The following is a 14,223-nucleotide window of genomic DNA, read 5'->3' on the forward strand; positions in this document are numbered from 1 at the left end:
CCATAAGCCAATCCGATCGAGCAAGATGAATATCATATTTTTCTCCGATCGATGGTGTTTCTATACTCGTCTCACAAAAGAGCCAGCCTCCCGGCCATCCCGGACCGGACGCGGCAAAAGCGCCGGCCTCGCCGGCAAGGAGACGAAGATGTTCAAGGCGATCGACGCGCCGGCGGCCGGCGCGAAGCCGCGGCGCACGCCGCTCACGCGCGAGCAGGTCAAGGGCTTCTGGGCCGTGTACGCGGGCTGGGTGCTCGACGGCGTGGATTCGGTGATCTACGCGCTGGTGCTGATTCCCGCGTTGACCGAGCTGCTGCCGGCGTCCGGCATCGCGGCGACGCCCGCGAATCTCGGGATGTACGGCTCGATCCTGTTCGCGCTGTTCCTGATCGGCTGGGGGCTGTCGTTCATCTGGGGGCCGCTCGCCGACCGCTTCGGCCGCGTTCGTACGCTCGCCGCGAGCATCCTGATCTACTCGGTGTTCACCGGCGCGGCCGCATTCGTGCACGACGTGTGGGCACTGGCCGCGTGCCGGCTGATCGCCGGGATCGGTGTCGGCGGCGAATGGGCGCTGGCGGGCACCTACGTCGCCGAGAGCTGGCCGGAAGACCGTCGCAAGATGGGCGCCGGCTACCTGCAGACGGGCTACTACTTCGGCTTCTTCATCGCGGCGTGCCTGAACTACACGATCGGTGCGACCTACGGCTGGCGCGCGATGTTCCTGTGCGGGCTCGCGCCGGCGCTGCTCGCGGTGTTCACCGTGATGCGCGTGAAGGAGCCCGGCCAGTGGCGCCGGCATGACGCACGCGACGGCGACGTGGCCGACGCACGACGCGCCCATCCGATGCGCGAGATCTTCGCGCCGGCCTTCCTGCGCCGCACGGTGACGAGCGCGAGCCTCGTCGGCGTCGCGATCGTCGGGCTGTGGGCCGGCTCCGTCTACGAGGCGAGTGCGGTCAGCACGCTGGCGGCGCGCGCGGGCATCGATCACATCGGCGCGATGCGGCTGGCATCGATCGGCGCGGCGATCCTGTCGTGCGCGACGATCGCCGGCTGCCTGGTTGCGCCCTGGCTGTCCGAACGGCTCGGCCGCCGCACTGCGCTCGGCGTGTATTTCGCGGGCATGGCCGCATCGATCGTGTTTGCGTTCGGCTGGGCGTTCTACCAGCCGAACGGGCTCGCGGCGTTCATGGTGTCGCTCGCGTTCCTCGGTTTCTTCGGCGGCAATTTCGCGATCTTCTCGCTGTGGCTGCCCGAGCAGTACCCGACGCGCGTGCGGGCCACCGCGTTCGCGTTCAACGCGTCGGTCGGCCGCTTCATCGGCGCGGGCGTGAACTTCCTGCTCGGCGCCGCGATACACGGTTACGGATCGCTCGGCGTGCCGGTCGCATGGACCGCGGCCGTGTTCGGGCTCGGCATCCTGATCCTGCCGTTCGCGGTCGAAACCCGCCACCAGACGCTGCCCGAATGAGCGGCACGCCGCGATCGTTCGGCAACAAGCCACACCCAGTCATCAATATCAGGAGTCCGGAATGCAGGCATTACAAGGAATCAGGGTCGTCGATCTGAGCCGCGCGCTGTCGGGGCCGTTCTGCTCGATGGTGCTCGCCGATCTCGGCGCCGACGTGATCAAGGTCGAGTCGGGGCCGCACGGCGACATGAGCCGCGCATGGGGGCCGTTCGATCGCGGCGTGAGCACGTACTACCTCTCCTGCAACCGCAACAAGCGCGGCATCTGCGTGGATTTCCGGCAGCCGGCCGGCCTCGACGTCGTGCGGCGGCTGATCGCGCAGGCCGACGTCGTGATCGAGAATTTCAAGGCCGGCACGATGGATGCGATGGGGCTCGGCTATGCGACGCTGAGCGCGCGCGATCCGCGGCTCGTGATGGGCAGCGTCACCGCGTTCGGCCCGCGCGGCCCGTTGCGCGACTGGCCGGGCTTCGACCAGATCGCGCAGGGTTATGCGGGGCTGATGAGCCTCACCGGTTTTCCCGACGGCGAGCCGACCCGCACGGGCACCGCGATCGGCGATCTCAGCTCGGGGATGTGGGTCGCGACCGGCGTGATGGCCGCGCTTTACGAGCGCGAGCGCACGGGGCGCGGGCAGCATGTCGGCACGTCGCTGCTCGAAAGCCTCGTGTCGCTGCTGAGCGTGCACGGGCAACGCTACCTGAGCCTCGGCGACGTGCCGCGCCGCACCGGCAATGCGCATGCGGTGATCGCACCGTACGGCGTGTTCGAGACGGCCGACGGGCCGCTCAACCTCGCGCCGATCACGACCGACATGTGGCTGCGGCTGTGCCAGTTGCTGGATCTGCCCGAGCTGCCGAACGATCCGCGTTTCGCCACCAACGACGCGCGTGTCGCGCACCGCGACGACCTGAAAGCGTTGCTCGAAAGCCGGCTGCGCACGCGCGGCAAGCGCGAATGGACGCAGCGTTTCGTCGACGCCGGGCTGCCGGCCGGGCCGATCAACACGCTCGACGAAGTGTTCGACGACCCGCAGCTCGCGCATTGCGGGCTGGTCGAGCCGGTCGCGCACCCGACGCTCGGCACGCTGCGCCAGGTCGTGACGCCGCTCGGCGGGATGGGTGACGACATGCCGACGCCGCGCACGCGCCATGCGCCGCCGCTGCTCGGCGAGCATACGGTCGACGTGCTGCGCGAAGCGGGCTATGGCGACGACGCGATCGACACACTGCTGGCCGAGCGCGCGATCTTCCAGGCGGAAGCCGTGGCGGAGGCCGTGCAATGAGCGACACGACGAAACACGACAGCGCGTCGCACGTGACGGTCGACATGGTCGGCGAGCGGATCGCGCGTGTGCGGTTCGCGAATCCGGCGCGACGCCATGCGCTCGACGCGCCATTGCTCGATGCGCTCGTCGCGTGCCTCGACGCGCTGGCCGAACACCGTCCGCCGCCCGTCGTGATCCTGTCGAACGACGGCAGCGGCGACGTGTGGAGTGCGGGGCACGACCTGCGAGAACTGGCCGACGATCGCGATCCGCTTGCGTACGGCAAGCCGCTCGAACGGGCGCTGCGACGCGTGCGGACCTACCCGGGCGCGGTGATCGCGGCGGTGGCGGGCTCGGCGTGGGGCGGGGCGGTCGATCTGGTGATGAGCTGCGACCTGGTGGTCGCGGCGCGCGACGCGCGTTTCGCGATGACGCCCGCGAACATCGGCCTGCCGTATTCGACGAGCGGCCTGCTGCGCTTCTACGACAACCTGCCGATCCACGTGCTGAAGGAGATGTTCTTCTGCGCGCAGCCGCTCGATGCGGAGCGCGCCGCGCATCACGGGCTCGTGAACCGGCTGGCCGACGCGGGCGGTGTCGACGATGCGGCGCTCGACGTTGCGCGCACGATTGCTGCGAAGGCGCCGCTCGCGGTGCACGCGGTGAAGGAGCAGTTGCGCGTGCTGCAGGACGCGCGGCCGTTGCCGGCCGACGCTTTCGAACGGATTGCCGAGCTGCGCCGGCAAGCGTGCGAAGGCGCGGACTTCAGCGAAGGGTTGCGCGCGTTTGCGGCGCGCCGCGCGCCGGTGTTTCGCGGCGTCTAGGCGACGGGTTGCGCGAGCCGGGCGCACAAGCGGCTGACAGCGTGCGGAGGCGCTCGCGCCGCTGGGCGGATATCGGCTGCGTCGTTCGCGGCCGCCCGCGCACGCCGCGTTGCCGCGCGTCACATGCCGAGCGTGTGCACGCCGACCAGCAGCAGCGCGCCGATCGCGATCAGCAGCAGCGCATGAACGCGCGTATACATCACGCACAGCGTCGACGCGACCGCGATCGCGCGCGCGGCCCAGCCGCCGTCGAGCGCCTGCAGCAGCACCCACACCGACGCGAGGATCATGCCGGCCGCGACCGGGCGCAGGCCGGCCTCGAGCGCGATCTGCCAGCGTGCACCCTGGTGCCGCCGCCACAGATGCGCGACGCCGTAGATCAGGAAAGCAGTCGGGCCGAACAGCGCGAGCGTCGCGATCACCGCACCCCAGAAGCCGGCCACCTGCCAGCCGATCAGCGTCGCCAGCAGCGAGCCGGGGCCCGGTGCCATCCGCGCGATCGCGAAATCGTTCACGAATTGCGTGGCGGTCATCCAGTGATGCACGTCGACCACTTGCCGCTGGATGTCGGCGATGATCGCCTGTCCGCCGCCGATCGTCGCGATCGACAGCGGCGCGAATACGCCGAACAGCGCGGCGTAGCGTTGCGATACGGTCATGGCGTGTCGTTCCCGGCTGGCGTCGCGGCCGTGCGGCGATATTCGAGCGCGACGCTCAGCGTGCCGCCGACCAGCACGGTCCACACGAGCGGCCAGTGCAGCACGGCCACCGACACGAAGGTGAGCGCCATCACCGCAAACGGCAGCGCGCGGCGTGGCAGCCGGCGCACGGCGGTGATCGCCATCGAGATCGACAGCCCGATCGCTGCCGCCGCCGCGCCGGCGAGCGCGACATGCGTGAGCGGAAAGCGCGTGAGGGTCGAAAACGCGATGCCGAACAGCACGATCAGCACGGCCGGCGGCGCGATGATGCCGGTGAAGCCGGCCACCGCGCCGCGCCATCCGGCGAGCCGGTAGCCGATCCAGATCGCGAGGTTCTTCACGTTGACACCCGGCAGCGCCTGCGACAGCGCGAGGCCGTTGAGGAACGCCTCCTCGTCGAGCCAGCGCCGCTCGTAGACGAAGTCGCGCATCATCCGCCCGCTGAGCCCGCCGCCGAAGCTGGTCAGGCCGATCTGCGAGAACGCGATGAACAGCGCGAGGACGCCGGGTGGTGGTGCGTCGCCTGCTGGCGGTGCAGGTGAGGTGGCGGCGGAGGGCGGGGGCATCGGGCGGGCGGCGCGTGGCGGTTGGGCGTGCGCCCATGTTAGCAAGCGGACGCTGTCAGCACGCTGACATGGGCTCAGCGGTGGTGTGATGGAAGACCGCTGCTGAGTCGGCGGGCGTGTTTCGGTGCATCCGGGACATCCGGGACATCCGGGACATCCGGGACATCCGGGACATCCGGGACATCCCGCACACCCCGCACACCCCGCACACCCCGCACACCCCGCACACCCCGCACACCCCGCACACCCCGCACACCCCGCGCGGGCGCACCCCGCCGCCGCTACGCGCGCACGACCGTCACGCCTGCCGCCTCAATAGGCTTCGTCAGCGCGGCGTCGGTTTCCTTTTCGACCACCACGGTGTGCGCCAGCGTGAGCTCGCCGATCACGAACTGCGACGCCGCGCGCAGCTTCGACTGCGACGCGAGCACGACCGTCTCGGCCGCGCGTTCGGCGAGCGCGCGCTTGATCGCCGCTTCCTCGAAATCGCCGGTGCTGAGCCCCGCGACCGGATGCACGCCCGTGACGCCCATGAAGTACAGGTCCGCATGGATGCGCGCAATGCCTTCCATCGCCGCCGCGCCGACGGCGACGATCGAATGCTTGTAGAGCCGCCCGCCGATCAGGATCACGTCGATCGATGGATGCGCGGCCAGCGCCACCGCGACACTCGGGCTGTGCGTGACGATCGTCGCACGCAGGTCGGCCGGCAACTGGCTGACGAGCAGCGCCGAGGTCGTGCCGCCGTCGACGATCGCTACCTGCCCGGGCGCGATCATCTCCGCGGCCCGCCGCGCGATGCGCCGCTTTTCCGCCGTCTCGAGCGCCTCGCGCTGCGCGAACGGCGCAATGGCCGGCGACGCCGGCAGCGCGCCGCCATGCACGCGCTGCAGCAGGCCTTCGGCCGCGAGCTCGCGCAGGTCGCGGCGGACCGTGTCTTCGGACACGCCGAATTGCGCGCTCAGCTCGACCGCCAGCACCTGGCCGTCGCGCGCGAGTGCGTCGAGGATCGCTTTCTTGCGTTGTGTCGTCAACATCGTGTCTGCACGAATTTTCTTGAAGTTGCACGAATATGCACGTTACCATGGGCGCCGTCTTTTGTCGAACCGGAGGCTGGGATGGCTGCAACGCGGGACCGTGTCCGCATCGTCGATACGACGGTGCTGTCCGATGACTGGTATGTGCTGAAGAAGGTGACGTTCGATTTCCTGCGCCGCGACGGAACGTGGCAGCGCCTGAGCCGCGAGACCTACGATCGCGGCAATGGCGCGACGATCCTGCTGCGCAATGCCGAGACGGGCGACGTGCTGCTGACGCGGCAGTTCCGGATGCCGGTGTTCGTCAGCGGGCATGACGGCATGCTGCTCGAGGCCGCCGCCGGCCTGCTCGACGACGCGACGCCCGAAGCGCGCATCCGCGCGGAGGCCGAGGAGGAGACCGGCTATCGCGTGCGCGGCGTGCGCAAGGTATTCGAGGCGTTCATGAGCCCGGGCTCGGTGACGGAGAAGCTGCACTTCTTCGTCGGTGAATACGACGCATCGTTGCGCACCGGCGATGGCGGCGGCGTCGCGGAAGAGGGCGAGGATCTCGAGGTCGTCGAGATGCCGCTGCCGGCGGCGCTGGACGCGATCGAGCGCGGCGAGATCGTCGACGGGAAGACGATCATGCTGCTCCAGTACGTCGCGCTGCGGGAAACCGCCGGCGCGCGCCCGTCATGACGCCGCTGCTCGTGCTGGTCGCCGGCCCTTATCGCAGCGGCACGGACGGCGACCCCGCGCGCATCGCCGCGAACCTGCACCGGCTGGAGGAGGCGGCGCTCGCCGTGTATCGCCGTGGACACATGCCGATGATCGGCGAGTGGGTGTCGCTGCCGCTTGCCGTCGCGGCCGGGTCGCGACAGGTCGGCGACGCGATCAGCGAGGCGTTCCTGTATCCGGCCGCGCACCGGCTGCTGCGCCGCTGCGATGCGGTGCTGCGTATCGACGGCGCGTCGCGCGGGGCGGACATGGACGTCGGTCTTGCCAGGCAGCTCGGCAAGCCGGTCTATTTCGCGGCCGACGACATTCCGGTCGCACAGGACGATTCGGATAGCTGATCAGGCGGGGAGGCACCCGGCTGCGGCGCCTCCCTGTATCGGTCGGACGCCCGCGCCGACCGCGGCCGGGCGAGCATCGCGTCATGCCGTTGCATCGCGCATGCCGCGCCGCGCGCGAACCGGCGTATGATCGCGACGCCACTCGCGCACCGCCCGACGCTATCGCCGCCCCATCATGCCGCTTTCCGATTCCGTGGACTCCACCGCTGCGGCCGCCGCCGCGCAACTGCCGGCCGACCTCGTCGCTTCCGCCGTTGCTGCGCTCGCGCGCGCCGACGCATTGCTCGTGACGGCCGGTGCCGGTATCGGCGTCGATTCCGGGTTGCCCGATTTTCGCGGTACGGACGGCTTCTGGCGTGCGTATCCGGCGCTGCGCCACGAGCGTTTCGAATTCCACGAGATCGCCTCGCCGCACGCGTTCCGTGCGCGCGCGCAACTCGCGTGGGGCTTCTACGGACACCGCCTCGCGCTCTATCGTGCGACGGTGCCGCATGCGGGCTTCGCGATCCTGCGCCGCTGGATCGACGCGATGCCGAACGGCGGCTTCGTGCTGACGAGCAATGTCGACGGCCAGTTCCAGAAAGCCGGCTTCGATCCGGCGCGGATCGTCGAGATCCACGGCTCGATCCATGCGATGCAGTGCCTGCGTCCCTGTTCGGACGATACATGGGAGGCGGCGCCGTTCGTACCGGACGTCGACGAAGCCACCTGCCGCCTCGTCGGTGACATGCCGCGGTGCCCGCACTGCGGCGGCCTCGCGCGGCCGAACATCCTGATGTTCGGCGATACCGGCTGGCTTGGTGCGCGCTACGACGCGCAGGAGCGTGCGCTGGAAGACTGGCTCGCGCAGGCCGGGCGCGTCGCCGTGGTGGAGATCGGCGCGGGCACCGCGATCCCGACCGTGCGCCTGCTGAGCGAACGCCTCGGCGCCGACGTGATCCGCATCAACGCTCGCGAAGCGCATGCGCGTCGTGCGGACGTGATCGGCTTGAAGGGCGGCGCGCTGGCGACGCTGAGCGCGCTCGACGCGGCCTGGCCAAGCGCGTGAGCCTGCGGGCGGGCAAGACGATCCGAACGGGCCGGCATCCTGCAGACGGTCGCCGTTGCAGGGGCGCGGTGAATCCGCATACAGTTCAGCGTGTGCCGCCCGCGCACGCGCCACAAGCGTCCGGGAGCGGACCACGCCCCGGGCAATCGGGGGCCGGCGGCTGACTCCAGCCGCATCATCGACCGGGAGCGCCCTTGTTCTATTCGATCGTCGCGATCTTCGTCGGCGCCGGGCTCGGCGCGTTGCTGCGCTGGTTCCTGAGTCTCGCGCTCAACGAATTTTTTCCCGCGGTGCCGCTCGGCACGCTCGCCGCGAACCTGATCGGCGGCTACGTGATCGGCATCGCCGCCGTCGTGTTCACGACCCGCGTCGGGCTCCCGCCCGAGTGGCGGCTGTTCGTGATCACGGGCTTTCTCGGCGGCCTCACGACGTTCTCGACCTATTCGGTCGAAGTGATGACGCATGCGGTGCAGGGCGAATTCGGATGGGCGTTTGCGGTGGCTGCCCTACACTTGACTGGATCGTTCGCGCTGACGGCGCTCGGCATGTGGACCGCGCGCGCGTGGCTCGCGGCGGCCTGAGCGTGCCGCCATCGGAGGGTGCGATGGACAAGATCTTCCTGCGCTTCTATGTGCACGAGAAGCACCGGCTGCACTGGAAACCGCTATGGGAATGGCTGCTGGAGGAGGCGAACCGGATGGGCGTCGCGGGCGGTTCCGCGTTTCGCGCGATGGCCGGGTTCGGCCAGCATCGCGTGCTGCACGAGGACCGCTTCTTCGAACTGCAGGGGTCGCTTGCGATCGAGGTCGAATTCATCGTCACCGAGGACGAGGCGCAGCGCTTGCTCGACCGGTTGTCGCACGAGAAGGTGCGCGTGTGCTACGCGATGATGCCGGCGCGCTTCGGCGTGATCGACACGCTCGGCGCACCGCCGGCGCAGGGGCCGGCGGCGTAGGGTACGGCGTCAGATCCCGAACATCGTCAGCGACACGGCGGCACGCGTGACGATCATCAGCAGCACCTGCACGATCACGAACAGCAGGATCGGCGACAGGTCGATGCCGCCGAGGTTCGGGATGATGCGGCGCAGCGGATTCAGGAACGGCGCGGTGAGCTGGAAGAGGATCGGCATCGCCGGCGAACGCGGGTTGAGCCACGACAGCAGCGCCATCAGGATCGTCATCCAGATCACGAGATTGAGCGCCCACTTCACGACGGTGAGCAGCGCGACCACGACGAGCGTCGCGATCACCGAGGCCGGGTCGAAGCCGGCCATCACGACCATCAGCACGACGTAGACGAGCGCGGTGAGCAGCGCGGCGACCACGCTGGCCCAGTCGATGCCGCGTACGCCGGCGATCACGCGGCGCAGCGGCAGCACGAGCCAGTTGGTCGCCTGCAGCACGGCCTGCGTAACGGGGTTGTACGGCGGCACGCGGACGGCCTGCATCCAGACGCGCAGGATCAGCGCGGCGCCGAACAGCGTGAAGACGGTATTGAGCAGAAAACGGGCGATCTCGCCGAACATCGTTGGCATCCTTTTTATACAGTCAGTAGCGTGCGGCCGCCAACGCCGGATGGCGGCGCATCGGCCGACACCTTATCACGCCTCGTCTCGCGACGGGGAGGGGTGCGCGGCCGTGCGCGCGAGCGACGTTTCGACGGCTTCGGCGAGCGCCGGCAGCGACGTCGGCGGCGTGGCGCGTTGCGCCGCGAGCGCGACTGCGCGGCGCGTCAGCAGCGCGTACAGCGTCGCGTGATCGCCGCCGCGCGTTTCAAGCAGTGCCAACTGGCGTTCGACGATGCCCGTGTCGCCGCGCGACACCGGGCCGGAGAGCGCGTTCGCGAGCCCCTTGTCGCGCGCGGTCTCGATCGTGCCGGCCAGCATCGGCAGCAGCGCGCGCAGCGCGGCGTCTTCGTCGAATCCGAGGCCGCGCCACAGCTCGACGGCCTCCGCCAGCCCGCACAGCGCGAAGCTCGCCGCGTAGTGCGCGGCCGCGTGATAGAGCATCCGGCCGCCGGCCGGAATCGACAACGGATGGCAGCCGAGTGCGGCAGCAAGTCGCATCAGCGTCTCATGCAATGCGCCGTCGGCTTCGATCGTGACCGAACAGCCGTCGATGCGGGCGAGGTCGGCGTCGGTGCCGCCGAACAGGTAGAGCGGATGGAAGCCGCCGGTGGCCGCGCCTTGCTGCTTCGCCGGATCGAGCAGGGCGACCGCCGACGCGCCGCTGCAGTGAACGACGGCTTGCCGCGCGGCGCGCGACGCGTCGAAGTGCAGCGCCGCGGCGGTCGACGCGAGATGGTCGTCGGGCACCGTCAGGAAGATCAGGTCCGCGGCGTCGGCAACCTGCTGCGGCGTGTCGACCGCCTGGCAGCCGTCGATGCGCGCGGCGAGCGCCGCGGCCGACGCGGGCGTGCGGCTCGCGATCGCGACGACTGGAAAGCCGGCCTGCGCGAAGCGCTGCGCGACGCAGCGCGCGAGACGGCCGGCGCCGATGAAGCCGAGGCGGGGTGTGTCGGGGAGGGACATGGCAGCGGACGTAAGCGAAAACGAAGCAACCGCCAGTATCGCAGGAATGACGGCGAGGCCGCGAAAGGCCCCTGTCCGTGCGGACAGGGGCGTGAATTACCGGCATGCGGTGCGCTCGACGCGTGTATCGGCGCCCGGCGTCACGGTCGATTCACGATCGTGGAATCCGACCCCGAAACATATCGCACCCGTATCCGGCTTGAAATGTCGGCATCTTGTCTCAAATTTGTAATCGTTCATTACGGTCGCGTGCCCGCAGCGTGCGCTGTATCCGGTAAGACTGACCGGCCATGATGTTGCGACCCGACTCGTCGGACGGAATCGCTCGATCCGCAAGGGTCCCCGCCGGTGCAGCGAGCCACGCCGCACGGTGCCGTCGCCCGCGTGCAATTGCAATTTGCAACAAATGCACGATACGCGTGGGGCGGGTTTTCGCTACATTGCTTCCATGCGACGTGCATGTCCGCCGTTGCCGACAGGGGCGCATAAAATACCGCTCCAGCAGGAGAATCGAAGTGAAAAAGCTCATTCCGTTCATCGCCGCCGCCGCGCTGGGCCTGGGTGCCGCAAGCGCTGCGCAGGCTCACGTGTCGATCGGGGTCGGCATCGGTATCCCGGTCGCGCCCGCGTATCCCGTCTATGCACCGCCGCCGCCCGTGTACTACGCGCCGCCGCCTCCGCCCGTCTATTACGCACCGGCGCCGGCCTACTACGCGCCGCCGCCCGCAGTGGTGGTCGGCGGCTACTATGGCCGTCCGTACTGGCGTCATGGCTACTATGGTGGCGGCTGGGGCCATCACGGCTACTGGCGTCGCTGATTCGTGCCGCGCGGCTTGACCGCGCTTGGCAAAACGGCGCAACGTCCCGCGAGGGGCGCTGCGCCGTTTTTTCTTTGGAGCCGTGGCCTGACCTCGGTGAGCTACCCGTGCAGGCCGGCTTCGATTACGCCGCGTGCACGATCAGGTCGCGGTAGCCGCCGACGATCACGCTGTACGAGAAATACGCGAACAGCAGCGCCGACGCGATGTGACACGCGCGCATCAGCCCGGCGCCCGCGCGCTTGCGGCCCTGGCTCGCGAGCGTGCACATGAAGAGGGTCCACGCGAGGCCGCCGAGGAAAAAGCCCGACAGGAACACCGACGCGGTCGCCGGCGTGGTCGCGCCGGTCTTCGCGATCAGCGCGCCGCCGACCGCCGCGAACCACAGGATCGCGCTGGGCGACGACATCGCGAGCAGCATCCCGCGCAGGAAACTGCGTCGTGCGCTGGCGCGCGGCTGCGGCGCGTCCTCGGCATCGTCGCCGGCCGCCTTGGCCGGCGTGAGCGCTTCGCGCGCCATCTTCCACGTGAGGAACAGCAGCACGGCACCGCCGCCGATCCACACGATCCAGCGCACCGGCTCGAATTGCAGCAGCACGGCCATCCCTGCGAGCGCCAGCGCCGCATAGACGAGATCGCCGACACACGAGCCGATGCCGAGCCAGAAGCCCGGCCGGAAGCCGTGCGACAGCGTCAGCGACAGCATCGCGACGTTCACGAGGCCGATGTCGAGACACAACGACAGCGACAGAAAAAAACCGTCGGACAGCATGGAGGCGGGCGGAAAAGTCATCTTCGTTGTTCTTGTCGCGATGGCAGTCCACGGGCCGGCAGGCGCCGGCCGCATGGTGTCAGAGACCGATCTCCTGCCAGAGCCGGTCGACGCGCGCCTTCACGGCCGCATCCATCTCGATCGGGCGGCCCCATTCGCGGTTGGTCTCGCCGGGCCACTTGTTGGTCGCGTCCAGCCCCATCTTCGAACCGAGGCCGGCGACCGGCGACGCGAAGTCGAGATAGTCGATCGGCGTGCTGTCGACCATCACGGTGTCGCGCACGGGGTCGACGCGCGTCGTGATCGCCCAGATCACTTCCTTCCAGTCGCGGATGTTCACGTCCTCGTCGACGACCACGATGAACTTCGTATACATGAACTGCCGCAGGAAGCTCCACACGCCGAACATCACGCGCTTCGCGTGGCCCGCGTAGCTCTTCTTCATCTGGACGATGGCCATCCGGTAGCTACAGCCTTCGGGCGGCAGGTAGAAGTCGGTGATCTCGGTGAACTGCTTCTGCAGCAGCGGCACGAACACCTCGTTGAGCGCGACGCCGAGCACCGCGGGCTCGTCAGGCGGCTTGCCCGTGTAGGTCGAGTGGTAGATCGCGTCGCGGCGCATCGTGATGCGCTCGACGGTGAACACCGGGAACCACTCCTGCTCGTTGTAATAGCCGGTGTGGTCGCCGTACGGGCCTTCGAGCGCGTGCTCGTACTTGGCCGATGCGTTGCCGGCCGGGCGCGGCGGTGCGCCGGCCGGAGCAGGGGCGGGGGCGCCTTCCTGCGGATAGATGAAGCCTTCGAGCACGATCTCCGCGCGCGCGGGCACCTGCAGCGTGTCGACGCCGGGCGTCAGGCACTTCGCGAGCTCCGTGCGGCTGCCGCGCAGCAGGCCGGCGAACTGGTACTCGGACAGCGAATCGGGCACGGGCGTCACCGCGCCGAGCGTCGTGGCCGGATCGGCGCCGAGCACGACCGCGACCGGATACGGCTTGCCGGGGTTCTGCAGCGCGAATTCGCGGAAGTCGAGCGCGCCGCCGCGATGCGCGAGCCAGCGCATGATCAGCTTGTTGCGGCCGATCAGCTGCTGACGGTAGATCCCGAGGTTCTGCCGCGACTTGTTCGGCCCGCGCGTGACCGTCAGGCCCCACGTGACGAGCGGCCCTGCGTCGCCGGGCCAGCAGGTCTGGATCGGCAGCCGGTTCAGGTCGACGTCGGCGCCTTCCCAGACGATCTCCTGGCACGGTGGCGACGATACCGACTTCGGCGCCATGTCCCACACGGCCTTCGCGAGCGACAGCAGCTTGCCGGCGTCCTTCAGGCTCTTCGGCGGATCGGGTTCCTTCAGCGCGGACAGCAGGCGCCCGAGATCGCGCAGCGAATCGAGCGCGGCGTCGTCGCCCGCATCGACGCCCATGCCGAGCGCGACGCGGCGCGGCGTGCCGAACAGGTTGCCCAGCACCGGGAAGTCGTAGCCAGTCGGTGCGTTGAACAGCAGCGCAGGGCCGCCGGCGCGCAGCACGCGGTCGCACAGCTCGGTCATTTCGAGCACGGGCGACACGGGCTGCGTGACGCGCCGCAGTTCGCCGAGCGCCTCGAGGCGCTGGATGAAATCGCGTAAGTCTTTGTATTTCATGAAGATGGTCCGGGCCACCCGCCAGGCGGGCAGCGATGGGTGGGCACAGCGGCTGGCTGTGACCCCGAATCGACCGACGATTTTACCCGCGCCGCCGCATGCCCGCCCGGCGGAGAAAAAAGTCGACTGCGCGCAAACCCCCTACGGCACGGGGCTTGCGATCTGAAGAGCGCCGTTAAATTACTTTTTGTTATGATTTCAATGTTTTATAGTGTTGACGATCTATAAAACCCTGCTAGAATCCGCTCACATTGGCTGCAGGGTAAAAGGCTTCGAGCCGCCAATCACCGATCTTTGACGCAGCGCGTCACCGTCCGCCGAATCCTGCACGGCGTATCCGACGGCTTGAGTTGTAGTCCCGGCCAGCGCCACCAGACGCTGGTTTTTTACGTGGGTGCCACCGCGTATGCCCGCCTCGCCCAGTGTGCGAAGGCGCCGGCCCTCTTACACCGTGGCCTCGAACGGTACTTATACCGTTTCCCCGATGCTTGC

General features: G+C 69.0%; 16 protein-coding genes. 9 read left to right on the plus strand and 7 right to left on the minus strand.

What is annotated here, in order from left to right; translation table 11 throughout:
• The first annotated feature begins 148 nt into the window (after positions 1-148).
• The 3 genes from BCEP18194_RS10260 (at position 149) to scpB (ending at position 3,562) form a co-directional block, all read left to right on the plus strand.
• Positions 149-1,471, plus strand: coding sequence for an MFS transporter (locus BCEP18194_RS10260; protein WP_011351216.1), 1,323 nt, complete (start codon positions 149-151; stop codon positions 1,469-1,471).
• 61 nt (positions 1,472-1,532) lie between these two features.
• Positions 1,533-2,756, plus strand: a complete 1,224-nt coding sequence (locus BCEP18194_RS10265; RefSeq protein WP_011351217.1) for a CaiB/BaiF CoA transferase family protein — start codon at positions 1,533-1,535, stop codon at positions 2,754-2,756.
• Positions 2,753-3,562: a methylmalonyl-CoA decarboxylase gene (scpB, locus tag BCEP18194_RS10270; protein ID WP_011351218.1), complete on the plus strand. Its 810-nt coding sequence runs from the start codon at positions 2,753-2,755 to the stop codon at positions 3,560-3,562. Before BCEP18194_RS10265 ends, scpB begins: the two co-directional genes overlap by 4 nt.
• A gap of 119 nt (positions 3,563-3,681) precedes the next feature.
• Here the strand turns inward: scpB and BCEP18194_RS10275 are convergent, their stop codons facing one another.
• From BCEP18194_RS10275 to BCEP18194_RS10285, 3 genes are all read right to left on the minus strand, one after another.
• Positions 3,682-4,221 (minus strand): chromate transporter, encoded by a 540-nt coding sequence (locus BCEP18194_RS10275; RefSeq protein ID WP_011351219.1) that lies wholly within the window; start codon positions 4,219-4,221, stop codon positions 3,682-3,684.
• On the minus strand, positions 4,218-4,829 hold the full coding sequence (locus BCEP18194_RS10280) for a chromate transporter (RefSeq protein ID WP_011351220.1): 612 nt from the start codon (positions 4,827-4,829) through the stop codon (positions 4,218-4,220). The genes BCEP18194_RS10275 and BCEP18194_RS10280 overlap by 4 nt, the downstream gene beginning before the upstream one ends.
• Positions 4,830-5,110: 281 nt before the next feature.
• Positions 5,111-5,866 (minus strand): DeoR/GlpR family DNA-binding transcription regulator, encoded by a 756-nt coding sequence (locus BCEP18194_RS10285; protein ID WP_011351221.1) that lies wholly within the window; start codon positions 5,864-5,866, stop codon positions 5,111-5,113.
• Between the two features lie 81 nt (positions 5,867-5,947).
• Between BCEP18194_RS10285 and BCEP18194_RS10290 the strand changes: the two genes are divergently transcribed.
• The 5 genes from BCEP18194_RS10290 to BCEP18194_RS10310 all read left to right on the plus strand — a co-directional run bounded on the left by BCEP18194_RS10290 (position 5,948) and on the right by BCEP18194_RS10310 (position 8,927).
• Complete coding sequence (locus tag BCEP18194_RS10290; RefSeq protein ID WP_011351222.1) at positions 5,948-6,547, plus strand: NUDIX domain-containing protein; 600 nt, start codon at positions 5,948-5,950, stop codon at positions 6,545-6,547.
• On the plus strand, positions 6,544-6,924 hold the full coding sequence (locus BCEP18194_RS10295; protein ID WP_011351223.1) for an NUDIX hydrolase: 381 nt from the start codon (positions 6,544-6,546) through the stop codon (positions 6,922-6,924). The genes BCEP18194_RS10290 and BCEP18194_RS10295 overlap by 4 nt, the downstream gene beginning before the upstream one ends.
• 175 nt (positions 6,925-7,099) lie before the next feature.
• A complete protein-coding gene (locus BCEP18194_RS10300) occupies positions 7,100-7,972 on the plus strand; it encodes an SIR2 family NAD-dependent protein deacylase (RefSeq protein WP_011351224.1) in 873 nt (290 codons plus the stop codon).
• Between the two features lie 194 nt (positions 7,973-8,166).
• Entirely contained in the window at positions 8,167-8,553 is a 387-nt protein-coding gene (gene crcB / locus BCEP18194_RS10305) for a fluoride efflux transporter CrcB (RefSeq protein WP_011351225.1), read from the plus strand.
• A 23-nt stretch (positions 8,554-8,576) separates the two neighbouring features.
• Complete coding sequence (locus tag BCEP18194_RS10310; protein ID WP_011351226.1) at positions 8,577-8,927, plus strand: DUF190 domain-containing protein; 351 nt, start codon at positions 8,577-8,579, stop codon at positions 8,925-8,927.
• Between the two features lie 9 nt (positions 8,928-8,936).
• Here BCEP18194_RS10310 and BCEP18194_RS10315 read toward each other — a convergent pair whose 3' ends face one another.
• Together BCEP18194_RS10315 and BCEP18194_RS10320 are read right to left on the minus strand one after the other, a co-directional pair.
• Positions 8,937-9,500: a YggT family protein gene (locus BCEP18194_RS10315; protein ID WP_011351227.1), complete on the minus strand. Its 564-nt coding sequence runs from the start codon at positions 9,498-9,500 to the stop codon at positions 8,937-8,939.
• Positions 9,501-9,575: 75 nt separating this feature from the next.
• A complete protein-coding gene (locus BCEP18194_RS10320) occupies positions 9,576-10,505 on the minus strand; it encodes a Rossmann-like and DUF2520 domain-containing protein (RefSeq protein ID WP_011351228.1) in 930 nt (309 codons plus the stop codon).
• A 515-nt stretch (positions 10,506-11,020) separates the two neighbouring features.
• On the opposite strand from BCEP18194_RS10320, the gene BCEP18194_RS10325 reads away from it, so the two are divergent.
• Positions 11,021-11,323 (plus strand): hypothetical protein, encoded by a 303-nt coding sequence (locus BCEP18194_RS10325; RefSeq protein ID WP_041492762.1) that lies wholly within the window; start codon positions 11,021-11,023, stop codon positions 11,321-11,323.
• A 124-nt stretch (positions 11,324-11,447) separates the two neighbouring features.
• On the opposite strand, the gene BCEP18194_RS10330 is transcribed toward BCEP18194_RS10325, so the two are convergent.
• Positions 11,448-12,116, minus strand: a complete 669-nt coding sequence (locus tag BCEP18194_RS10330) for a LysE family translocator (protein ID WP_041492763.1) — start codon at positions 12,114-12,116, stop codon at positions 11,448-11,450.
• A gap of 58 nt (positions 12,117-12,174) precedes the next feature.
• Positions 12,175-13,731, minus strand: a complete 1,557-nt coding sequence (locus BCEP18194_RS10335) for a UbiD family decarboxylase (protein ID WP_011351231.1) — start codon at positions 13,729-13,731, stop codon at positions 12,175-12,177.
• Between the last annotated feature and the right edge of the window lie 492 nt (positions 13,732-14,223).

Origin of the sequence: Burkholderia lata (assembly GCF_000012945.1) — a bacterium.
Classification (GTDB): domain Bacteria; phylum Pseudomonadota; class Gammaproteobacteria; order Burkholderiales; family Burkholderiaceae; genus Burkholderia; species Burkholderia lata.